The sequence below is a fragment of the Synechococcus sp. C9 genome (assembly GCF_022984075.1).
Classification (GTDB): domain Bacteria; phylum Cyanobacteriota; class Cyanobacteriia; order Gloeomargaritales; family Gloeomargaritaceae; genus Gloeomargarita.
Map to the genome: position 1 here is coordinate 636071 of NZ_JALAAD010000001.1, position 23110 is coordinate 659180.

Consider the following 23110-nt stretch of genomic DNA (forward strand, 5'->3'; position numbering starts at 1 on the left):
AAAGGGTTATCAACTCAAGCCGGACACCAACACCAAACCCAGCACCGCCAACAAAATCACCAGGGCATAGGTCTGCACCCGCCCATTATTCACGTATTTCAACCCCTCCCCCGTCACCAAGGTCACCAAACCGGTCAAATTCACCAGCCCATCAATGATCCGGTAGTCCGTTTCCAGGGCTTGCCGAGCCAACCGGCGCAAAGGCAGGGCAAACCACCGTTCGTACAACTCGTCCAGATACCACTTGTGCAGGGAAAATTCGTACAAAGCTAGGAACCGCTCCGCCAGGGGTTCCACCCCCGTAAACTTGCCCCCATAGCTAACAAACGCCAGGGTGATGCCAATCAACCCAATCCCCACCGACGACCCCGCCATCAGCAGAAACTCGCCCCAATCAAACCCCGCCAACTCCGGCACCACCTGCAACGCCGACCCCGGCTTCTCCAGAAAATGCTCAAAGTAATTGGCAAAGGGCACACCCACCAACCCCACCAGCACCGACGGCACCGCCAGAATGACCAACGGCAAGGTCATAGTCAAGGGGGACTCATGGGGTTCGGAAGCGTGACCGTGGGTATCCGTATGGGCTAACTCCTCCACCTGCATGGCTCCCGGTCCAAAGGCTAAGCCCCGAAATTCCCCACCAAAGGTGAGCAGGTACATCCGAAACATATAAAACGCCGTCATCCCCGCCGTCAGCCAACCCACCAGCCACAAGCCCCAATTCGCCTCAAACGCCACGTGGAGAATTTCATCCTTCGACCAAAATCCCGCAAACGGGGGTATCCCACAAATCGCCAGCGTACCAATTAAAAACGTCGCCGCCGTAATCGGCATATATTTCCGCAGTCCGCCCATATTCCGCATATCCTGCGCCTTAATCGGGTCATGCCCCACCACCGCTTCCATCCCGTGAATCACCGACCCAGAGCCAAGAAACAGCATCGCCTTGAAGTACGCATGGGTCATCAGGTGGAACATCCCCGCCGCCGGAACCGCCACCCCCATCGCCATCACCATGTAGCCCAACTGGGAAATGGTGGAATAGGCTAACCCCTTTTTAATATCATTTTGGGTCAGGGCAATCGTCGCCCCCAAAAACGCCGTAAACGCCCCCGTCCACGCCACCACCTGCAGGGTCACCGGCAAATGTTCGTACACCGGCATCATCCGTGCCAGCAAAAACACCCCCGCCGCCACCATCGTCGCCGCATGGATCAACGCCGAAATCGGGGTCGGACCTTCCATCGCATCCGGCAACCACACGTGCAGAGGCACTTGCGCTGACTTGGCTACTGGTCCCAAAAACACCAAAATCCCAAACCCCGTCGCCACCCACACCGGCAAGGCACCCGTTGCCAGCAATTCCGCCACCCGGTCGGCAATCCCGGTAAATTCCAACTGCCCCGTCGCCCAATAGAACCCCAAAATCCCCAGCAACAAGCCAAAATCCCCTACCCGGTTGACCACAAACGCCTTTTGCGCCGCCTCCCGTGCCGCCACCCGGTCATACCAAAACCCAATCAACAGGTAGGAACACATCCCCACCAATTCCCAAAACACATACACCTGCACCAAATTGGGACTCAGCACCAGCCCCAACATCGAGGCACTGAACAAACTCAAATAGGCAAAAAAGCGGGAATAGCCTCGGTCATGCGCCATGTAACCATCGCTGTAAATCATCACCAGCAACGCCACCGTGGTCACAATCACCAGCATCAAACTGCTCAAGCGGTCCACCACCAACCCCATCTCCAGGTGAAACGGTCCCGCCACCGCCCAGGTGAAATTCCACGTATAGGGGTCATGCCCCAAAACTTGACTCCAGAACAACGCCACCGACAGGGTCAAGGACACCCCCATCAACAGCAAAATCAACACCGCATTCCCCCGCCGCAGGCGACTAGTCCATTCCCCGAAGGTAATCAGCCCGGTGCCCACCAGGGTTGCCCCCAATAAGGGAAGGACGGGAACCAACCAGGCACATTGGTAAAGCACTTGCTCCATAGGTATCCTGCACGCTGGGACAAAACCGTTAACATTGTGCCATAAGTCTAGGGTAGCCTCTGTGCCCAAAGAAACCGTTAGGGCGGCTCACCCAGGGATGCTACAGGGATTTTCTTGAGAATTTTACCCCTGACTCCATTAGGAATCCCTTAAGAATTGCCCCCAGGGAATGCACTCCGCCACCGTTTGGGTGAGTTGTTGCAACATCTGCCGCCGCTGGTGGGGAAAATCCGGCACGTTGAGGGATAAAGGGGCTAATCCCCGCTGGGAACGGAGTTGATTTAACCAAGCTCTACGCCATGCCCCATTTTCCCATATCCCATGCAAATAAGTGCCCCAAATGCGCCCAGTACCATCTACATAGCCCAGATGGGGATCAGTCAATAAGGGGTTAATTTCACCAATAACTTGGGTAAAACCCTGATGAATTTCATAACCCCTAACCATTAAATTGGGTATGGGAGCAACTGATAAAACCTCCCGTTGTTGTGTGATTTTAGCCCCAGTAATCGTGGTTTTGATGGGTAATAGTCCCAGACCTTGCCCCTGGGTCAAATCACTTTCTAAACGATCCGGGTCACACACATCCATTCCTAACATCTGCATCCCGCCACAAATTCCTAAGACCCATCCCCCCTTTTGGTAATAGGTTTTGAGCCGCTCTGCCAAACCTATTTTGTGCAACCAATCTAAATCTAAAAGGGTAGTTTTACTCCCAGGAATCATCACCGCATCCGGGGTACCAAAATCTTGCTCTGAGTGAATGTAATGTACCTGCACGGTCGGCTCGAAAATTAAGGGGTCAAAATCGGTAGAGTTACTCATTTTAGGTAAATGGATAATCCCAATCTGTACATCCGTGTTAGTTTTCTGCCGATTGAGTAAACTCAAGGAATCTTCCGCCGGTAATGCCGATTCCAGCCAAGGGATCACACCCAACACAGAAATTCCGGTGGTATTTTCCAACCAATCTAATCCCGATTGCAGAATAGACAATTGTCCCCGAAATTTATTGATAATCAAACCTTTAATTAATGCCCGTTCCTCTGGTTCCAACAACGCCAACGTGCCAAGGATATGGGCAAACACACCCCCTGGATTTATATCCCCTACCAAAATCGTTTTTGCCTGGAGATATTTAGCGACCCGCATATTGGTTAAATCCCGATGCTTGAGGTTAATTTCCGCTGGCGAACCCGCCCCTTCACACACGATGTAATCGTATTCCCGTTGCAATGCCGCCAATGCCTCAGTGATTGCCTGCCACCCCCGCTCAAAGTAATTTTGGTAATAATCCGCCGCCCGGGTTACGCCCACCGCCCGCCCCCGGATGATGACCTGGGAAGTCATATCTCCTTGGGGTTTCAGCAGGATCGGATTCATCGCAGTCGTCGGAACAATGTCTGCCGCCCATGCCTGCACCGCCTGAGCGTAACCCATTTCGCCCCCATCCGCCGTGACATAGGCATTCAGCGCCATATTTTGCCCCTTGAACGGAGCGACCCGATAGCCCTGTTGCGCCAACCAACCGCACAATGCTGTAACTAACAGGGATTTCCCCGCATTCGACGTACAACCAACCACCATCAAAGCAGGCATAATGGGAACGTATCTTGCGAATTTTCCCCTACCATCATGGAGCATTTAACCAAATCCCGTTACATGAAAGGCGTACAATGCCCCAAATCCCTATGGCTAGATTTTCATGACCCCAGCAAAGCCAGCCCTCCCTCGGATACCCAAAAAAGCCAATTTCAACAGGGAACTGAGGTCGGTATCTTGGGACGCACCTATTTTCCTGGGGGAGTATTAGTCACTGGATTTGGCAACCAAAAATGCCAAGAAAAAACCGCACATTTACTTGCCCAACGGGTGGAATGTTTATTTGAGGCAACCTTCAAATGGGAAGAAATTATCGTTAAATGCGATGTACTCCGTAAAATTAATGCCCAGGACTGGGAAATCATTGAAATTAAATCCAGTACCAAGCCCAAAGATGAGCATATTGAAGATTTAGCGATTCAATGGTATGTGGTTTCCATGAATGGCATTCATTTAACTAAAGCCCAGGTCATGCACATCAATAGTCAAGATTGTTTTTATCCCGATTTGAGCAATTTATTTACCCAGACAGATGTTACCGAACAAGTACAAAAAATTGTTGCCCAAATGCCCCAACGATTACAAACATTTCAGGAATTATTGCGCCAACCTACGGAATTAGAATATCCCATTGGGGATCATTGCACCCAACCCTACACCTGCAATTTTAAGGACTACTGCTGGCGAGAAGTTCCCGAAGTATCTATCTTTCAAATTTCCCGATTAGATAAGAAGAAAAAAGAGGCGTTAATTGCCGAAAAAAACTTTCATATTGAACGGTTATCACCGGATTTTATTAGTACTTTATCCGTACCCCAGCAGACATTCATCCATCGGTATCTTCAGCGGGAAATTTATATCAACCATAACGAGATTAAAAAACTACTCAGTGAGTTGGTTTATCCCCTGTATTTCTTTGATTTTGAAGCGACTAATCCTGCTATTCCTAGATTTAACGCAACCCGTCCTTACCAACGTATTCCCTTCCAATTTAGCTGTCACATTTTAACGGAAACAGGGGAATTGAGCCACTGTGAATACCTGCACACGGATCGGGAAGACCCCCGCCCACCGCTCACCCAAGCCCTCGTGCGTGCCATTGGGGAGCAGGGTTCCATCATTGTTTACAATCAACCCTATGAAAAGTCGGTTTTACGGGAATTAGCGGAATTTATCCCAGAATGTGCACCCCAACTTCACAACATGGTCAACCGCCTGTGGGATCAAATGGTGATTTTTCAACATCATTATCAACACCCGGATTTTTTGGGTTCCATATCCTTGAAAAAAGTTCTACCCGTTCTCATTCCCCATTTGAGCTACAAAGACCTAGCGATTAATCAAGGGGATATGGCAAAAAATCGTTGGGAAGCTGCTATAAACTCTGGGGATTTAATAATTCAGGCGCAAACCTGGCAAGAACTCAGGGAATACTGCTATCAAGACACCTTAGCAATGGTGGAAATTCATCGTCATTTAACCCATCTGATCCAGAACTATTAGGTGCATCCGTGCCATTTCTGGGCTACCCTAAAAGAGAACAAATTTCCCCCCAATTTATGCCAACCATCCTATTCAATGGTATCCCATTTCCCCATATTTCAGCCGTCATCTGGGATAAAGATGGCACCCTGGCGGACACGGTGGAATACTGGCGGGTGGTCGGACATCAGCGGGTACGGCGGTTGGATGCCCAAATTCCGGGGATAGGGGCACCTTTGCAAGCCGCCTTTGGATTGAGCGATGGCACCCTGGCACCAGGGGGACTGCTAGCGGTGGGCAGTCGCTACGAAAATGAAATTGCCGCCGCCGCCTACATCGCTGAACAAGGGTGGGACTGGCGTAGTGCCTTGAAAATGGCGCAGGACGTATTTCGCCAGGTGGAGCAGGAATGCCCGCAGATCAAAACTATCCCCATTCATTTAGGTGCGCGAAAGATTTTAGGGCAAATCGCCCAAGCGGGGTACAAACAGGCAATTCTCTCGGCGGATTTAACCGTCAATGTTCAGGCTTTTGTACAGCACAACGAATTACACGACCTATTGGATTACCACACAGGTATTGATACAGGACCAACGAAACCTGACCCGGAACCTCTGTACAAAGTCTGTACTGCCCTGGGTTTAGAACCTGCTGAGGTGGTGATGGTGGGGGACTCGCCGGTGGATTTGGAAATGGCACGACGGGCAGGTTGTGCTGGAGCCATCGGGGTGAGTTGGGGGTTCCATCCCAGCCAGGGTTTAGCCCCCCTTTCGGACACGGTGATCACCGATTGGAGCCAAATTCAGGTTTTGCCTTAAATGCCTGTGTAGTTATATAGTAACCCCATACGAGGGTGGTGACCCTGCGACCCATTTTTAGAAGTGGTCTTAAGTCCGTGTGTCACGGTTTTCACCCCTAGGGAGGGCAAGCCATGGGAAGGATCACGCTATGCACCGATTTTGATGGCCCGGTGGTGGATGTATCCGAACGTTATTACCAGGTGTACCGTTTTTGCCTACACAAAGTCCAGCAAAATGACCCCGATATAGTTCTAAGAGTGTTAAGCAAGGCAGAATTTTGGGCGATGAAACGAGCCAAGGTATCGGAGGTTGAAATTGGCAGGCAGTCTGGGTTGAACCCCGCCCAAGCCCAGGAATTTAGCCAATGCCGTCGGGCAACGGTGCATACTTTTCCCTATTTTGAGTTTGACCAAATCCTGCCTGGAGTCCGGGAAACCCTCATGGACCTGCGCTCCCAGGGGATAGCACCCCATATCATCACCATGCGCCGCCAGCGGGAACTCACCTTTGCCCTGGCACAATTCCAGTTGAGCGACCTGTTTGCCCCGGATCACCGCCACTGCATTGGGGATGATTTTGTCAAAACCCAAGACCATCTGGACAAACCGGTGTTGATGGCACAAGCCCTGGCGCAGATCGCCCCGGCTGACCCCGTGTGGATGGTGGGGGATACGGAGGCGGATATTATCGCTGCCCAGACCCACGGTATCCCGGTGGTGGCAGTGTTGAGTGGGATTCGGGATGAGGAGCGGTTGCGGGACTACCAGCCGGACGTGATCCAACCGGACTTGGCTGGGGCGGTAGCCTGGATTTTGCGCCATTCCTAACGCCAATAGCCCCAGGCCCAACCGATGATAATGATGACCCCCAAAACGATGCGGTAAATAATAAAAATCCGGGTACTGTGGTGTTGCAGAAATTTCAGCAAAAAATCAATGGCGAGGTAGGAGAAAATAAACGCCGATAGCGTGCCCCAAACCACGCTCACTAAGCTCTCGGTAGTGAATTGAATTTCCGTCACAAATTCCACAATTCCTGCTAAAAATAGGGCGGGGATGCCCAATAAAAAAGAAAACCGAGCCGCCGCCGGTCGGTCGAACCCCAACAGCAACCCCCCGGTCAAGGTCGCCCCCGAACGGGATACCCCCGGAATCAAGGCCACCGCCTGGGCACACCCCACCCAAAACCCATCCTTGACCCGAATGTCCGCCATCCCCCGCGTGCGACTGCCCACCCGTTCCGCCCAGCCCAGCACAATCCCCAGACCAATCAATGCCGCCGCAATCACCAGCAGACTCCGGGGCGGCGAACCCACCGTGTATTTAATCACCCCCCCCGCCAGGAGAAGCGGCAGGGTACCCACCCCAATCCCAAGCAACACCCGGGCTGGGAGCGACTGCCATTGCCGTTTGCGTACTGCCTGGACAAACCCCAACCCCACCTGCTGTAAATCCCGGCGGAAGTACCACAACAACGCCACCAAACTGCCCAACTGAATCACCGCACTAAAGGACACCCCAAAGTCCGGCCAGCCCAAAAAAGCGGGAATAATTCGCAAATGGGCGATGCTACTGATGGGCAAAAACTCCGTGACCCCCTGGATAAAGCCCAGGATGACCGCCTGCCACCAGGAGGGAATGGCTGGGGTACTCGTCAGGAATAGGGGCAAAACTAATTCTGGTTGCATCGGTTATCCCATCTATAACACTGGTGATCGCATCGGTTCCGTTGGGTAGGTAAACGCACCAATTTCCCTTTTTGACCACAATTCAGTAAGATACACTTAAAAATGACCGCCTTTGGAGCGGTATCAATGATCCAATCATTCCCCAGGTGATGTGACGACTTCCGCCGCCTATCTATTGGTAACGACCCCCACCGGCGAGCAGTATATCCCCCTGGTAGGTGGAAATACCTGGAACATTGGTCGGGCAGACCGCAATGGCATTGTACTGGCGGATCGCTGGGTGTCCCGCAACCATGCCATGATCCAGCGGTTGGACACAGGGGAATACTATTTTATTGACTTTGGGAGTCGCAATGGCTCTTTTCTGCGGGGGCGACGGGTGAGCATTCCCATGCCCTTACGGGACGGGGACCAACTGGTGATTGGGGAAACCAAAATGGTCTTCCATGTCCGCAACTCGATCCAGCCCACGACGGTGCCCCCCCAGTCCCCGGAGGTGAAGGAAAGTGCCACAGAGGTGTTGCACGTCCGCTGTCTGATTTCAGTGCTGGTGGTGGATATTCGGGAATTTAGTGTGCTGGCTCGGCAGGTGGATGAAGCCCTGTTGTCCCAGGCGATTGGTTCCTGGTTTCGCCAGGTGGGGGAAATTATCCAACGGTTTGGCTCCCGGGTGGATAAGTACATCGGGGATGCGGTGATGGCGGTCTGGATTCACAACACCCAAGGTCCCTCCCAAAATGATATGTTGCGCCTGCTCCGCACGGTTTGGGCGATTGATAAAACCACGGCGAATTTGCATTACCAACATCCCCTGCCGGGACCCTTGCGGATTGGGGTGGGATTGAATACGGGCTATGCGATGGTGGGCAACAGTGGCAGCGGTGAACGCCCGGAATATACGGCTTTGGGGGATACGGTCAATACCGCCTTTCGCTTGGAATCCGCCACCCGTACCTTGGGTTTGGATGTGGCGTTAGGACAAAGTACATTTCGTTACATCGAGGGGATGGATCAGGTGAAGGACTTTTTTACCCCCCACACCGCCATCCTCAAGGGCTACGAGGAACCCGTGCCCCTGTGGGGAACTTCGTTTAACCATCTGCGCCTGTTTTTGCAACTCCATAACCCGGAAGGGGGCACCCGCAGCGGCACCTTTACCTTCCCCAGCGGTTCCCCTGATGGGTCGTGATCCGGATCGCTGTGGTGGGGGATGTCCACGACCAGTGGCACGCCGGGGATGCCCTCGCCCTGGAGCATTTGGGGGTAGATTTGGTTTTGTTTGTGGGGGATTTTGGCAACGAGTCCCTGGGGGTGGTGCAACAGGTCGCCGCATTGGCATTGCCGAAGGCGGTGGTGCTGGGCAACCACGATGCCTGGTACACGGCTACGGATTGGGGTCGCCGCCAATGTCCCTACGACCGCCAGACCGAAGACCGCTTTCAAGCCCAGTTAGCGGTTTTAGCGGACCTGCACGTGGGCTATGGGGGGCGGGAATTTCCTGATTTGGGCGTAACCGTCGTGGGGGGGCGACCCTGTAGCTGGGGCGGTGGTGAGTGGAAATTGGGGGAATTTTACCAACGGTACTTTGGGGTGGGTAGCTGGGCGGAGTCCCAAGCTCGGATTACCCAAGCCATCCGGCAGTCCCGGTCTCGGCGGGTGATTCTGCTCAATCACAATGGTCCCACAGGGTTGGGCGAGGCACCCCAAGCTCCCTGCGGTCGGGATTGGACACCCGTGGGGGGGGACTACGGCGACCCGGATTTGCGGGGGGCGATCCAGGAGGCGCAACAGGCAGGCATCCCCATTCCCCTGGTGGTCTTTGGGCATATGCACCGCCAACTCCGGGGCAATTTGGGTCAGCGGCAAATGTGCCAAAGGGATGAGACGGGGACAGTGTATTTCAACGCCGCCGTGGTGCCCCGCATCCGTACCGTTGGGGGCGAATCCTGGCACCATTTTGGGCTGGTGGAATTGGGGGCGCAGGGGGTGCTCAGCGTTGCCCAGGTGTGGGTGCATCCCGCGACAGGCAGGGTGGAACCCGAATGGCTCCTGCAACCGACGATGTTAGGGCGCAATTAAGCCGCCAACGTATCAAGCAACTGCACCACCCGTTCTTTCACCTGCTCCCGCACCCGCCGAAACGTGTCCAATTCCCCACCTTCCGGGTCTTCCAACTGCCAATCGGCGAAATAATCCCGGGTCAGCCACTCCGGCGGCAAATTCACCCCACAGCCACACAGGGAAATCACCGCATCAAAATCTTCGGGCTGAAAATCGCTCAGGGGCTTGGACTGCTGCTGGCTAATGTCAATCCCAACTTCCTGCATCACCTGCACCGTCAACGGGTCAACAAAACTCGACTCCAAACCCGCACTCGCCACCTGCACCCGATCTCCTCCCAACGCCCGAGCGAATCCCTCCGCCATCTGGGAACGGCGGGAATTTTTCTTGCACACAAACATGACCCGCTTCATCATCACCCTCCATTGTGTTTACGATGTACTCGGAAAAAACTTGCGGGTGCGATTGGCAAACGCCACCAGGGACAACATCACCGGCACTTCCACCAACACCCCCACCACCGTCGCCAACGCCGCCCCCGAATTGAGACCAAATAAACTGATCGCCACCGCCACCGCCAGTTCAAAGAAATTCGACGTACCGATTAAAGCCGCTGGAGCCGCCACCGCAAAGGGCACCCGCCAGAAATACCCCCAGGCGTAGGCAATGGCAAAAATCCCGTAGCTTTGGATCAGCAAAGGAATCGCAATCAAAACAATCACCAAGGGTTGTGCCACAATCGTCTGCGCCTGAAACCCAAACAACAGCACCACCGTCGCCAATAGCCCCACGATGGAGTATGGCTTGATCTGGGCACAAAATTCCGCAATCGCCACCTCATGCCCCCGGGCATCCAACCGCTTCCGGGTCCCATACCCCGCCGCCAAGGGAATCACCACATAGAGAATTACCGACAGCAAGAGCGTTGTCCAGGGCACCTGCACGTCAGTTACCCCCAGCAACCAGGACACAATCGGCGCAAACGCCACCACCATAATCAGGTCATTAATCGAAACCTGCACCAGGGTATAGTTCGCATCCCCCCGCACCAACTGGCTCCACACAAACACCATTGCCGTACAGGGAGCCGCCCCCAGCAAAATCATCCCGGCAATATATTCTTTTGCCACCTCCGGCGTGACCAACCCGGCAAAAATGTAATTAAAAAATAAAACACCCAGTAATGCCATTGTAAACGGCTTAACCAGCCAATTTACCACCAAAGTAATACACAAACCCTTGGGTTTGCGCCCCACCTCCCGAATCGAAGCAAAATCCACGCTCACCATCATCGGGTAAATCATCACCCAAATCAGCACCGCCACCACAAAATTCACATTGGCGTACTCCAACCGGGCGATCAATTGAAATAAACCCGGCAACGCCAGCCCCAATTTCACCCCGATAATGATGCCCAAAGCCACCCACAGGGATAAATATCGCTCAAACACCCCCAACGGCGAAGCGGATTTCATAGCAAACCTGCAACAACACCTAAACTCTCTGCATCATATCGAATTTCATCTATATTGACAAGATATTGCGAACCCAGGTAGGAACCGGGGAAAAATCAGTACGATGAAATGGAGTTAGATTTAATGAACTTAATGACCTTATCAAAGCCATCGGGATGTTAGAAGTAACCAGAACCAGGATGTCCGCCCCCCCCCTGTGGCAATGCTGTCCCCCTTTGTTGGCGGGGAAATTGACCCCAACCGAAGCGGTCGCCTTGGCGGGAATTTTTCGGGTGTTGGGGGACCCGACCCGCTTGCATTTGCTGAGTTTGATTGCCGCCCAGCCCCAGCAGGAAGTGCCCGCCTGTGCCCTGGTGGAAACCTTGGGTTTGTCCCAACCCACCATCAGCCACCACCTCAAGGTGATGTACGAGGCGGGGTTATTGACCAAACAGCGGCGGGGAACGGCGATTTACTATCGGCTGGTGCCAGAATGTTTGGCGACCCTGCGGGATGTCCTAGCGACAACACCATTGCCCGTGAATTGATGGTGAGTTAATTGACAATAGTTTTTATTTAGCTTAAGGTTTGTTGTAAATTGAGAGATGGGATCAATTGGGGTAATTCCGGGCATCGCCCCCAAGGTTTGACCCGTTGATAATCGGTCTCACTTAGCTTAAGATAAGCTAATCAGGTGTGTGAGGTATGGGAGATGACGGTCATGAAGAGAAATCTTTGCGGGTATGTAATTGGCGGTGCCCTGGTGGCGGGGGTGCTGTGGACGGGGGCGGCTGAGGCGCAAGTGAGCAATTCGCGGGAATCCATCAATCAGGTGCGTCAGTACGGGCGGGATTTGAAAGAAGATAGTGAATTTGGTCAGGTGACATCGGTTTCCGAGTTTGTGGATGTGAAGCCGACGGATTGGGCGTTTTTGGCTCTGCAATCCCTGGTCGAGCGGTACGGGTGTATTGTGGGTTTGCCGACGAATCCCCCCACCTATCAAGGACGGCGAGCCACCACCCGTTATGAATTTGCCGCCGGGTTGAATGCCTGTTTAGACCGGATTAATGAATTGATCGCCGCTTCGGTGGAAAATCTGGTCACCAAAGAGGATATGCGGTTGGTGCAACGGTTGCAGGAGGAATTTGCCGCAGAACTGGCTTTGCTCCGGGGGCGGGTGGATACCTTGGAAGCTCGCACGGCGACTTTGGAAGCGCAACAATTTTCCACGACGACCAAGCTCTCAGGGCAGGTGATTTTGAGCGTACAGGGGGCGTTGGGGGGCAATCAGGCGGTGCCGAAAGGGGTTCCCCAAGGGGCTTTGGGTAATATCCAGGATGCCACGACCCTGGGCTACCGGGTGAATTTGACTTTTAATACCAGCTTTACGGGCAAGGATTTACTGACCACCAATCTGCAAATGGATGATGTGTCCCTGGGGGCGATTCCGGGGAGCAATGCCTTTGCCACGACCGGAACCAACAGTGCCAGCCTGAGCTATGGCTTTTTGAATGCGGCGACGGGGGGCGGGGTGGTGCTGGATACCCTCACCTACGAGTTTCCGGTGCTGGGGGACAAGGGGCGGATCACCATTGCCGGTCTGGGGGGAGCGATTTACGACCAGGTGGATACCTTGAGTCCGTTGGATGACGACGGGCAGGGAGCGATTTCGGCATTCGGGTTACGCAATGCCATTTACAACCAAAATTTGGGGGCGGGGGTCGGAGCCGCTTTCAGTATTGATTTTTTGGATGATAAGCTGAATTTCACCCTGGGTTACTTGGCGAATGGGGGGGCATTTGCCGGTGCCTATGCGCCGACGGGAACGCCGTTTGGGACGGAAGGGTTGTTTGGTTCTTCCTATGTTGCCTATGGGCAGTTGACGGGCTATCCCCTGGAAAATTTGGGGCTGAGTTTGCTCTATGTGCGGGGGTATAGCGACCTGGATTCGGCTCTGCCCTTGAATTTGGGCGGGGGTGTGGGGACTGCCTCGGTGGATGCCTTGACGGCGGTGGCGGCGACCCAGGCGGACAATTTGGGCTTCCAATTCCAGTGGCAACCCCTGCAAAACTTTATCCTAGGGGGATGGTTCGGGGTGACTTGGTTTAACGATGTGGTGGCGGGGCTGAATGCCTCGGGGACGGCGTTGAACTACGCTTTGGTATTTGCCTTCCCGGATGTGGGCACCAAAGGTTCCCAAGCGCAGATTGTGGTAGGTGCGCCCCCTTATTTGAGTAGCAGTCGTGGGTTGGTGGGGAATGGGCTGACCTTTGCGGCGGCGGATGATGTGCCCATTTTGGTCGAGGCTTCCTACCGCTTCAAGTTCACCGAATACCTCTCCATTACCCCCGGTATCATGGCGATTTTTAACCCCGAAGGCAATGCCGCCAATCCAACGGTGTTTGTGGGGGCGATTCGTTCCACGTTTTCCTTCTAGGTTTTCCTGATTGTTCCAGGAATTTTGCCCCAACTCAGGCAGGGGGAATTTTGGGGTTTCATTTCCTATCGCCCTGGGATGGATAGCCATTCCCCGCTAATCCGGTCAGCAACAGCCAAGCCAGCCCATTGATCCGTCCATCAAATAGAGTCACATCCAGGCAATGAAAGCAGGTGACCGCCAAAAATCCCAACCACATCCCCCCGTAGAGCCAATCCTGGGTCTGGCGCCAGTGTCCCCAACCCTGCACCACCACCCGCCCCACCAAAACCGTGAACAGCCCCGTCACCCACACGCCCGTCTCCACCAAGAGCATCACCCAAAAATTGTGCGGATGTCCCACCCAACTATTGGTACTTTGTTGGTATAACGTCGGGAAATAACGGAGTCCCCAACCCCACCAGGGTCGTTGCCCAAACCAATCCCAGGCTAAATGCCACTGCACCGTGCGTAAATCTTCCGCCTGCCCGGAAAGATATTTTGGCAAGCGACCCCACAGTAATTCAGGAATCACCGCCCGCCAGCCCTGCCAATCCAACCCCGCCCCCAGAATACCGATGCCGAGCAGGAGCAGGAGTGCCCCCAGCCGGTAACGCCGGTACAGGAAACTGACCCCGATCCCCAACAGCCAAGTCACCCCCAGCCCATTCAAAGAGCGGGTCAACAGCAAAGCCAGCAGGGTTAACCCGGTTGCCGCCGCCCAGCCCCACCGTCGCCAGGAACCCGGCGCTGACTTCAGGGTCAAGCCCAATTGCACCGGCAGGGTCATCACGCAGTAGGAAGCCATGACATTGGCATCACTAAATACGGAATCCACCCGTCCAGGAATGCGGGGATGCCAATTCAGTTCCAGCCCAAATAACGTCAAAGTGCCCTGCCCGCCCGCCGCCTGCGCTACCCCGATGCCCGCCACCAGCACCCCCATTAGCCCCAGGATCACCGCCCACCGCTCCCGCCGCTCCGAAGTCACTTGGGGACGCACTGCTAGGAAAAAGGCAAAAAAGGGGATAAAATTTCCCAGCCCCAGCAGGGCACCCCCCGGGTCCGGGGATTGCAGGGCACTGATGACCATTAATCCCGTCAGGCAAAGCCACAGCCAGGTTTCCCGTTGCTGGAGCAAAACCTTGCCCCGGCGCACCCACAGGGTCAGCAAGCCCACCGCCCAGACCGCCAACCCCAGTCCCGACCACCAGGGCAAAATCCCCAGCCCTACCTCCAGCCAGCCTATGCGGGTGCCCAAGCCAGGGATTCATCCCGCAGTAAACGAATTTGCGCCAGGGTCAACACCGCCGGGATTACCCGGGCATAATTGGTGGCAATGGTACTCCAACCCAACTCCGCCAAAAACCACCCCCACAACACCGGTCCCAGGAGTGCCGTCGCCCCCCGTACCGCCACCAGCCGTACCCCCTGCGCCAAGGCTGTCCGGGTCAGATGTACCGCCGTTGTATAACCCGCTAATTTGCGGATCAGCACCGCCCGCAGGACAGACCCAACCGCCACCACGCTCCCCTTTTGTAATAACATTTGCAGGGCTTCCCGTTGCCAGGGTCCCGCCAACTCCTGCGCCAGATGGGCTTGCAATTCCCGCTGTTGGTGGGCAGGGAGTTTTTCCCAGGAGCGTTGCAGGACATGGAGAAAAATTTCCGATTCCAGGTCCAGGACACTTAAATCCTCCGTGCAGGGGAGTTTGAGATAACGGCACACCTGCCAGAGAATTTGCTGATAGGTCATCTGCCCCGCCCGCCCCTGTAGAACCGTCATGCCATCGGCGGCTAAAAACCGCAAACGGGCTTCCAGGGTATCCAACCAATCCTGTCTCTCCTGGGCTTGCACCACCGCAGGGGAGGGGGTACACAGGTAATCCAGGGGGTTAAGGCGGCGACCGAACAAAATCCGGGTCAAATCCTCTAGCTCTTCCACCGTTGCCAGTTCCAATACCCTACGCAGGTCATCAGCCATGAGCGAGTGCCAACGATTTGCTAAAAATAGTTTACAAATTATCCTTCATCATACTATCGGTCTGGGGCGTTGGCGACTGGGAACCTGGAAAATTGGCGTTTTAGCCAGCCCCCTTGGCTCTGGTACTTAGCTCCTCGATGTACCGCCGCCAGGAAAATCATGGGACAATAAAAAACCAGCACAATCATTGCACACCCTATGAACCAATGGATTTTGGCTACGGCTTGGTTGATCCCCATCTATGGTTTGCTGGGGGCAATGGTGACTTTGCCCTGGTCGTTGGGGTTGATTCAGCGCACCGGGTCACGCCCAGCCGCTTATTTGAACATTTTGGCTTCGCTTTTGGCGTTTTGGCATGGATGGTGGGCATTAATGATCCAGGGAAATGCGCCGCCCCAGGAACTCACCTTTCATTGGTTGCGGGTAGCGGATTTAGATTTAACCCTAGCTTTGACCCTATCCCCCCAAAGTTTACTGGCATTGACGACCGTAACCATTCTCACCTTATTAGCCCAAGTCTTTGCCTTGGGATATATGGAAAAGGATTGGTCCTTGGCACGTTTTTATGGATTAATGGGATTTTTTGAAGCCGCCTTGGGGGGAATTGCCCTAAGTGATTCGCTGATTTTGAGTTATATGTTATTAGAATTACTCACGTTATCTACCTATTTATTGGTGGGTTTTTGGTATGCCCAACCCCTGGTGGTCACGGCGGCTCGGGATGCGTTTTTAACCAAACGAATTGGGGATGTTTTATTTCTGATGGGGGTGGTGTCCCTATCGAGTTTGGGGGCGGGTTTGACGTTTACAGAAATCAATCAGTGGGCAGGGACGGCGAACCTCTCCCCTGGGGTTTGGGGGTGGTTGGGTTTGGCGTTGATTGCGGGACCGACGGGGAAATGCGCCCAGTTTCCCTTGCATTTGTGGTTGGATGAGGCGATGGAGGGTCCCAATCCGGCTTCGATTTTGCGAAATTCCATCGTGGTATCGGCGGGGGCTTATGTTTTAATCCAATTGGAACCGGTACTCGCCCATTCGCCCATTGCTTTGGAGGCGCTGGTGCTTTTGGGTACGGTGACGGCGGTGGGAACCTCCCTGATGGCAATTGCCCAAATTGATATCAAACGCACCCTCTCCCATTCCACGAGTGCCTATTTGGGATTGGTCTTTGTTTGTGTGGGTTTGCAACAACAGGAATTAGCCTTTCTTTTCCTATTTGCTCATGGGGTAGCTAAAGCCCTTTTATTTATGAGTGCTGGTGCGATTATTTCAATCACTGCCAGTCAAGATATTACGGAAATGGGGGGAATATGGCGACGTTTGCCGGTAACAACGACGAGTTTTGTGGTGGGTGCGTTGGGATTAGTTGGTTTATTTCCGATGGGAATGTTTTGGGTGTTTTGCCGCTGGTTTGCTACTATGCCAGCCTGGGTGTTGGGACTGGTTTTAGTGGTGAATTTTTTCAGCAGTTTGAACCTCACCCGGGTGTTTCGATTGGTCTTTTTAGGGACAACCCAACCCAAAACCCGCCGCACGCCGGAGGTGGCTTGGGCGATGGCAGTACCGATGGTGGCGATGATTGTCATTACGTTGTTAACACCCATATTGCTAAATAGCTGGCAACCGCCGGTGGTTTGGGGGAGTTGGCAACGGGGGGAAGTGATTTTGATGATCACCAGTAGCGGCTTGGGGTGTTGGGTGGGGGCAACCTTGGGGTTACAGCGGCGGGGGCTCCGTTCGACGCAACCCCTGTGGCGGTTTGGGCAGGATTTTTTAGCCTACGATTTTTACATGGAGCGGGTGTATCAGGGGACGGTGGTGCAATGGGTACGGCAAATGTCCCGCCTTACAGACTGGCTAGACCGCTATGTGGTGGACGGTTTGGTGAATTTGGTGGGGGTTTCCACCATTTTCAGTGGGCAATTGCTCAAATACAGTGCCAGCGGTAAATCGCAAATTTATTTATTAACGGTTTTAATCGGGGTATTGGTGGGGGTTGGATTGTTCCTGAATGGTTGGAAATAAATGGCTAGAAATAGGCGGTCCTGGTACTTGTGAAACGAGCGGCTCCCTGGGCTGGTATCATTGCCGCAAGGGGGGTATGGGGATGAAACGATTTTGGCGATGGTTGGCTCATTATTGGCGGGATGAACCTTTTTTGGGCATTATTGGGGGGATTGAATCGGTTATTGCCCGGTTGCTTTCCCTGGCAATGATGCTGGTCATTATTGTCGCTACTGTTGACCTGATTCGGCTGTTAATTAGTGATTTAAGTGCGGAACCCAAAGGTTTTTTTAGTCAGAATTTATTTGCCATATTTGGGGCATTTTTGAATGTTTTGATTGCTTTGGAAATCCTCGAAAATATCACCGCCTATCTACGCAAACACGTATTTCAAGTGGAATTAGTCATTGCCACATCCCTGGTCGCCGTCGCTCGAAAAATTATTATTTTAGACTTGGATAAAACGCCGGGGTTGAGCTTGATTGGGTTGGCGTTGGCGGTTCTGGCTCTCGCCGTAAGTTATTGGATCATCCGCCGGTCAAACCCTCGCCGGGAGGGGTAAATGGGGTTCGGAAAGGGGCGATAAATGCAGTTTTCCCCCCTGCACATCCACCATAATTTGCATGGGGTTCGCTTGATTTTGACTGAGGATAAAATCCGCCAAAGCATTTTCTAATTCCCTTTGGATGGCACGGCGCAGGGGACGGGCACCATAGGCAGGGTCGTAGCCCACTTCGACCAAATACTCTTGAGCCGCTACGCTCACTTCCAACGTCACATTTTGTTCTGCCAGGAGTTGTTGCAATTGGGCGATTTGCAAATTCACAATCTGCCGGAGTTGTTCCCGGTTTAAGCAGTGAAACAGGATAATTTCATCAATGCGATTCAGAAATTCTGGGCGAAATTGGCTGGCGAGGAGTTGGCGAATTTGGGGTTCTAAAAATTCTGGGGTTTCCGTGCCTTCTAAAATCAATTCACTCCCCAAATTGCTGGTCATCACAATAATGGTATTGCGAAAATCCACCACCCGCCCCTGGGAATCCGTCACCCGCCCATCGTCCAAAATTTGCAAAAGCACATTGAAAATATCCGGGTGGGCTTTTTCGATTTCATCTAATAATACCACGGCATAGGGACGACGGCGAATCGCTTCCGATAATTGCCCCCCTTCCTCATAACCCACATACCCCGGCGGTGCCCCCAACAACCGGGAAATGCTCTGTTTTTCCATATATTCCGACATATCTAAGCGCACCAGGGCGTGTTCGCTATCAAATAGGGCTTCGGCAAGGGTGCGGGCCAGTTCCGTTTTGCCGACCCCAGTTGGCCCCAAAAATAGAAACGAACCGATGGGACGGCGGGGGGATTTTAAGCCCGCCCTAGTGCGACGAATCGCCGCCGCAACCGCTTTCACCGCCTGTTCCTGACCAATCACTTTTTGGTGCAAATACTGTTCCAAATGCAGGAGTTTTTGCCGTTCCGATTCCAACAAACGCCGCACCGGAATGCCTGTCCATTTGGCAACAATTTCCGCCACATCCGCTTCCGTGACTTGCTCCCGCAGTAGGGTCGAATTCCGGGCTTGAATTTCCGCCAGGGACGCTTCTTTGTCCTCTAATTCCTGGTGCAGGGATGCCAACCGGCCAAATTTCAACTGTGCCGCCCGATTCAGGTCGTAATTCCGTTCCGCCTGTTCAATTTGTACCCGAATTTGTTCTTCTTCCTGTTTCAGGGCTTTGATCGCCTCTAAAATCTGTTTTTCCCCCTGCCATTGTTGATTCAATTCCGCCTGTTTTGCACTCAGGGTGTTAATTTCCTGGTCAATTTTCCGCAGGCGTTCCTGACTGATGCGATCCCGGTCTTCTAAGAGGGACAATCGCTCCATTTGCAGTTGCATTAACCGGCGGTCTAGGGCTTCTAATTCTTCCGGTTTCGAGGTAATTTCCATCCGCAATTTCGCCGCCGCTTCGTCAATCAGATCAATGGCTTTATCCGGCAAAAATCGCTCCGGTAAATAACGAATGGAAAGTACAACGGCAGAGACCAAGGCCGCATCGGCAATTTTCACGCCGTGATGTACCTCGTAGCGCTCCTTCAAACCCCGCAAAATGGCGACCGTATCGTCTAAACTGGGTTCTTCCACCCGGATGGGCTGGAACCGCCGCTCCAAGGCCGCATCCTTTTCAATGTACTTACGATATTCATCCAAGGTCGTGGCCCCGATACAGCGCAATTCCCCCCGGGCCAGCATGGGTTTGAGCAGATTACTGGCATCCATCGTGCCCTGGGTGGCGCCGGCCCCCACCACCGTATGCAGTTCATCCACAAAGAGAACGATTTGCCCCTCCGCCTGGGTGACTTCCCGCAGAACCGCCTGCAACCGCTTTTCAAAGTCCCCCCGATAGCGGGCACCGGCCACCAAACTGCCCAAGTCCAAAGAAATCAGGCGGCGATTTTTCAGGGATTCCGGCACGTCCCCGTTGACAATCCTCTGCGCCAGACCCTCGGCAATGGCGGTTTTCCCCACCCCCGGTTCGCCGATCAACACCGGATTGTTTTTCGTGCGCCGGGACAAGACCTGCACCACCCGCCGAATTTCCTCATCCCGCCCAATCACCGGGTCAAGTTTCCCCGCCCGAGCCTGCTCGGTCAAATCCCGCCCATAGCGTTCCAGGGCTTGGTAATGGGATTCGGGGCTGGCATCCTGCACCCGTTGGTTGCCCCGGATGGCTTTGATGGCGGTGATCAGTTGCTCGGTGGTCACCCCCAACCCCTGGAGTAACCGACGACCCAGGCGTTCATCCTCGCTCAACCCCAGCAAAAAATGCTCAACGGAAATCAATTCATCATTCCAGGTCAAGCGCTGTGCTTCCGCCCGGTCCAGCAGTAGGTCCAAAAACCGCCCCAGATACAACTGCCCACTCCCCTGATTTACCTGGGGTTGGCGACGGGCAAAGGTATCCAGTTGTTGGGTGCATTGCGCCAGGTCACAGCCCGCCTGTTCCAGCATCTTGGCGGCAAAATCGTTCTGCTCCAGCAGGGCTAACATCAGATGCTCGACTTCCAGTTGTTGTTGCCGGTAGCGCCGGGCGATGTCCTGGGATTTGACGACCGCTTCCCAGGCTTTTTCGGTAAATTTATTCGGGTCAGTGGGTTGCACGGGAACTCGCTCGAAACCTGTCTTAATTTAGTGTACGGGTGGGTTAGCTCAATTTTAACGATTCCCAGTCCCCTGGGCAGAATGGTTAAGTTACCACAGCCCTGCCCCAAACAACACCAACCACAGGGGCAAGGTCACCAGCAACAGCCCCAACCCCAGCCCAATCGCACTCACGGTCAAACCCGGTTCCAGCCCATACGCTTCGGTTAACACCAGCGTTGCCAGGGCAGGGGGCATTCCCGCTTGCAGTACCAGGAGTAACCGCAAACTAGCCGCCAGGGGAAAGAATTGCAACACCAGCCCCACCAACAGAGGCACCACCAGCATTTTGATCCCCAAACTCGCCCACACCGCCTGGAGTTTGCCCCACTGCCGGATTTGCCCCAGCCGCACCCCGGTCAACACCAGGGAAATCACCACCACGCCCCAGGCGAGGGTTTTCAGTCCCCCATTCAGCCAGTCCGGGCGAGCCACTGGGTAAAGGAGCAACGCCAGCAGTGCCGACCAGAGGATAGGATTTCGCACCACCGCCAACCAGGGTCGGGCTGACCGTTCCCCCAACCGAGCCGCCAACCACACCCCCAACCCGTAGGAACCGCTGAGGGTATTCGCCAAATCAAACACCACCGCCCAGGCGAAATAGGTCTGCCCCAGGAGAAACAAACACACCGGATACCCCACATAGCCCGTATTGCCCGCCATCGAGGTGAGAAGAAAACTGCCCTTGCGGGGAGACGACCAATGTTTGCCCCAGCCCGCCAACCAGAGTTCTCCCAGCCCCCATGCCCCACCAAACGCCAGCACCGACACCAACCCCGCCCACCACACGCTCCAGTCCAACTGCACATTCAGGACAAAACCCAAAACACTCACCGGCATCCCCACCCAAAACAAAAACTGCCCCACCCGGTGCAACCACTCCCGATGCACATAGGCACTGATCCCCCACCCCAAACCGATGCAAATGGTCAAGGTGCTGTACAATTTAATGAGCGCGACCAATTCCGCAGGCATGGGCAGGAACATTGCCGGACGCTTTTAGTGTAACGGCCAGTCCCCCAAAACTCAGAATTCCCCAGCGGGCAAAAGATAAACCACCGGAGCGGCCAAATCCTTTGGCAGTTGCCAACTTTGAAATTCCCGGAAGCTCACCCCTTGGGCTTGTAAGGCTTCTACCCCTAATCCATAGCCCAGAAATCGTTGGTCAGTTTCGATCAAAGACTCAATGTTATCAATGGTTTTTTTCAATTTGTTAAAAACCTTATCCCTACCTTTAGTCGTCACACCAAGTAAATTTCTCTCAATATCTGATTGGGGTAAAATAGCAGGGGGTAGCGCATCAATCCAATGACCAATATTGACATCATCATTAGCATCTAAATTTAGGGTGTTGCGTAACATTTCAAAAGTCGTGTTTTCGTCTATATATTTCGCCTGATTCTTCCATTGAAAGATGCGGGTAAGCCGAGTTAAATCTACCTCTGGTGATAATTTGGGATGTAAATAAATAATTGGTTTGTCCGTGAGCAGAATATCAATATATTGACGCAGGCGTTTGTTAATTTCCTGATGCCCAAATTGGAATCGTTGTACGGCTGTCTCTAATTCCTCCAATTCTAAATAACAGCGTGCTTCCATCAGATAGGCAAGATAAAGGGTCTGTAAATAGGCGGCAGTTATCCTCGATTTATAGGGTATTTGTTGATCCACCAAATCAGTATAGATATGTTGCGCTTCCAAAAAACGATTGATCGCCGCCATGGCACTGACCTGCCGATTATCCGACCGTTGCATACTAAAAGCATTTTGCGCCAAGTTAACCGCCGCCCGGAAATTGGCATAAAAACCCAAATCAATTTTATAATTAATACTTTTTAGCTGTGCTTGCATCAATTGCAAGGTTTTTTCTATCTGATTGAGTTTATCAATCACAATCGCAAACCCGACGACTGCCACCCCCACATGGAGTAAGCTGGCCGCTGTCGTCATCCCTAAAAGTGTATTCGCTGGCGTTGCCCCCGTATCCCGCAACCACATGACCACCTGTTTGGTATCCACATCCCGCACCACCCCGCCAATCCGCTCCAAACTGCCATTGCTCAAACCAGCCAAGATGTGGGCAGGCGCCTCAACCATTAAATTTAGGGCAACCATAGGCTTGGAAAAATTGGGGAATTGGCGACAAAACGACACCTGCTCATTCATTTATACTTCAAACAGGGCGATCTACATGGCAATCTCCAAGCATTTGCAAGACAAGTTAACAAGTTAATAAAATAAGGACACTTCTAAAAACGGGTCGCACGCCCTTGGTTCTAGGGAATCTCACTTCTCACTCCTTACTCCTCACTGCTCGTCGCAGGGGCACCGCCCCCGTATTTGGTTCTGGGAAATTTCTATTCGTTAATCAAGTAGGATCGCTATATATCAGCCATTTTAGCGCTCAAAATT

Annotated in this window: 19 protein-coding genes; 9 read left to right on the forward strand and 10 right to left on the reverse strand. The window is 53.4% G+C overall.

The window, feature by feature from the left end:
- Positions 1-9 precede the first annotated feature (9 nt).
- Both MLD66_RS03140 and cobQ read right to left on the reverse strand, forming a co-directional pair.
- Complete coding sequence (locus MLD66_RS03140; protein ID WP_247215480.1) at positions 10-2010, reverse strand: NAD(P)H-quinone oxidoreductase subunit 5; 2001 nt, start codon at positions 2008-2010, stop codon at positions 10-12.
- A gap of 138 nt (positions 2011-2148) precedes the next feature.
- Positions 2149-3609, reverse strand: a complete 1461-nt coding sequence (gene cobQ, locus MLD66_RS03145; protein ID WP_247215481.1) for a cobyric acid synthase CobQ — start codon at positions 3607-3609, stop codon at positions 2149-2151.
- A gap of 63 nt (positions 3610-3672) precedes the next feature.
- Between cobQ and MLD66_RS03150 the strand changes: the two genes are divergently transcribed.
- The 3 genes from MLD66_RS03150 (at position 3673) to MLD66_RS03160 (ending at position 6721) form a co-directional block, all read left to right on the forward strand.
- Positions 3673-5115, forward strand: a complete 1443-nt coding sequence (locus MLD66_RS03150; protein WP_247215482.1) for a DUF2779 domain-containing protein — start codon at positions 3673-3675, stop codon at positions 5113-5115.
- 56 nt (positions 5116-5171) lie between these two features.
- On the forward strand, positions 5172-5912 hold the full coding sequence (locus tag MLD66_RS03155) for an HAD family hydrolase (protein WP_247215483.1): 741 nt from the start codon (positions 5172-5174) through the stop codon (positions 5910-5912).
- A gap of 113 nt (positions 5913-6025) precedes the next feature.
- Positions 6026-6721 (forward strand): HAD family hydrolase, encoded by a 696-nt coding sequence (locus MLD66_RS03160; protein WP_247215484.1) that lies wholly within the window; start codon positions 6026-6028, stop codon positions 6719-6721.
- Here MLD66_RS03160 and MLD66_RS03165 read toward each other — a convergent pair.
- A complete protein-coding gene (locus tag MLD66_RS03165; protein ID WP_247215485.1) occupies positions 6718-7581 on the reverse strand; it encodes an undecaprenyl-diphosphate phosphatase in 864 nt (287 codons plus the stop codon). The two genes, MLD66_RS03160 and MLD66_RS03165, sit on opposite strands and share 4 nt — an antisense overlap.
- A 151-nt stretch (positions 7582-7732) precedes the next feature.
- Here MLD66_RS03165 and MLD66_RS03170 point away from each other — a divergent pair, with 151 nt between their 5' ends.
- Both MLD66_RS03170 and MLD66_RS03175 read left to right on the forward strand, forming a co-directional pair.
- Complete coding sequence (locus tag MLD66_RS03170; RefSeq protein ID WP_247215486.1) at positions 7733-8770, forward strand: adenylate/guanylate cyclase domain-containing protein; 1038 nt, start codon at positions 7733-7735, stop codon at positions 8768-8770.
- Positions 8767-9660 (forward strand): TIGR04168 family protein, encoded by an 894-nt coding sequence (locus MLD66_RS03175; protein ID WP_247215487.1) that lies wholly within the window; start codon positions 8767-8769, stop codon positions 9658-9660. The genes MLD66_RS03170 and MLD66_RS03175 overlap by 4 nt, the downstream gene beginning before the upstream one ends.
- Here MLD66_RS03175 and arsC read toward each other — a convergent pair.
- Both arsC and arsB read right to left on the reverse strand, forming a co-directional pair.
- Positions 9657-10058, reverse strand: a complete 402-nt coding sequence (arsC, locus tag MLD66_RS03180; protein WP_339396886.1) for an arsenate reductase, glutathione/glutaredoxin type — start codon at positions 10056-10058, stop codon at positions 9657-9659. The genes MLD66_RS03175 and arsC overlap by 4 nt on opposite strands.
- Before the next feature lie 15 nt (positions 10059-10073).
- The gene (gene arsB / locus MLD66_RS03185) at positions 10074-11117 is read right to left on the reverse strand and encodes an ACR3 family arsenite efflux transporter (RefSeq protein WP_247215488.1); all 1044 of its coding nucleotides are present in this window, start codon (positions 11115-11117) and stop codon (positions 10074-10076) included.
- A 179-nt stretch (positions 11118-11296) separates the two neighbouring features.
- Between arsB and MLD66_RS03190 the strand changes: the two genes are divergently transcribed.
- Both MLD66_RS03190 and MLD66_RS03195 read left to right on the forward strand, forming a co-directional pair.
- A complete protein-coding gene (locus MLD66_RS03190; protein WP_247215489.1) occupies positions 11297-11644 on the forward strand; it encodes a metalloregulator ArsR/SmtB family transcription factor in 348 nt (115 codons plus the stop codon).
- Between the two features lie 164 nt (positions 11645-11808).
- Positions 11809-13533 (forward strand): iron uptake porin, encoded by a 1725-nt coding sequence (locus MLD66_RS03195; RefSeq protein ID WP_247215490.1) that lies wholly within the window; start codon positions 11809-11811, stop codon positions 13531-13533.
- A 58-nt stretch (positions 13534-13591) separates the two neighbouring features.
- On the opposite strand, the gene MLD66_RS03200 is transcribed toward MLD66_RS03195, so the two are convergent.
- Together MLD66_RS03200 and MLD66_RS03205 are read right to left on the reverse strand one after the other, a co-directional pair.
- On the reverse strand, positions 13592-14773 hold the full coding sequence (locus MLD66_RS03200) for an O-antigen ligase family protein (RefSeq protein WP_247215491.1): 1182 nt from the start codon (positions 14771-14773) through the stop codon (positions 13592-13594).
- Positions 14758-15495, reverse strand: a complete 738-nt coding sequence (locus tag MLD66_RS03205; RefSeq protein ID WP_247215492.1) for a hypothetical protein — start codon at positions 15493-15495, stop codon at positions 14758-14760. Before MLD66_RS03205 ends, MLD66_RS03200 begins: the two co-directional genes overlap by 16 nt.
- Before the next feature lie 198 nt (positions 15496-15693).
- Here MLD66_RS03205 and MLD66_RS03210 point away from each other — a divergent pair, with 198 nt between their 5' ends.
- Complete coding sequence (locus tag MLD66_RS03210; RefSeq protein ID WP_247215493.1) at positions 15694-17520, forward strand: NAD(P)H-quinone oxidoreductase subunit F; 1827 nt, start codon at positions 15694-15696, stop codon at positions 17518-17520.
- Positions 17521-17602: 82 nt separating this feature from the next.
- Positions 17603-18061 (forward strand): phosphate-starvation-inducible PsiE family protein, encoded by a 459-nt coding sequence (locus tag MLD66_RS03215; protein ID WP_247215494.1) that lies wholly within the window; start codon positions 17603-17605, stop codon positions 18059-18061.
- Here MLD66_RS03215 and clpB read toward each other — a convergent pair.
- The 3 genes from clpB to MLD66_RS03230 form a co-directional block, all read right to left on the reverse strand.
- Entirely contained in the window at positions 18038-20659 is a 2622-nt protein-coding gene (gene clpB, locus MLD66_RS03220; RefSeq protein WP_247215495.1) for an ATP-dependent chaperone ClpB, read from the reverse strand. The two genes, MLD66_RS03215 and clpB, sit on opposite strands and share 24 nt — an antisense overlap.
- A gap of 90 nt (positions 20660-20749) precedes the next feature.
- Positions 20750-21673, reverse strand: a complete 924-nt coding sequence (locus MLD66_RS03225; RefSeq protein WP_247215496.1) for an AEC family transporter — start codon at positions 21671-21673, stop codon at positions 20750-20752.
- 51 nt (positions 21674-21724) lie between these two features.
- Positions 21725-22795 carry a hypothetical protein gene (locus tag MLD66_RS03230; protein ID WP_247215497.1) on the reverse strand — a complete coding sequence of 357 codons (1071 nt, stop codon included), beginning with the start codon at positions 22793-22795 and terminating at the stop codon, positions 21725-21727.
- Positions 22796-23110 lie beyond the last annotated feature (315 nt).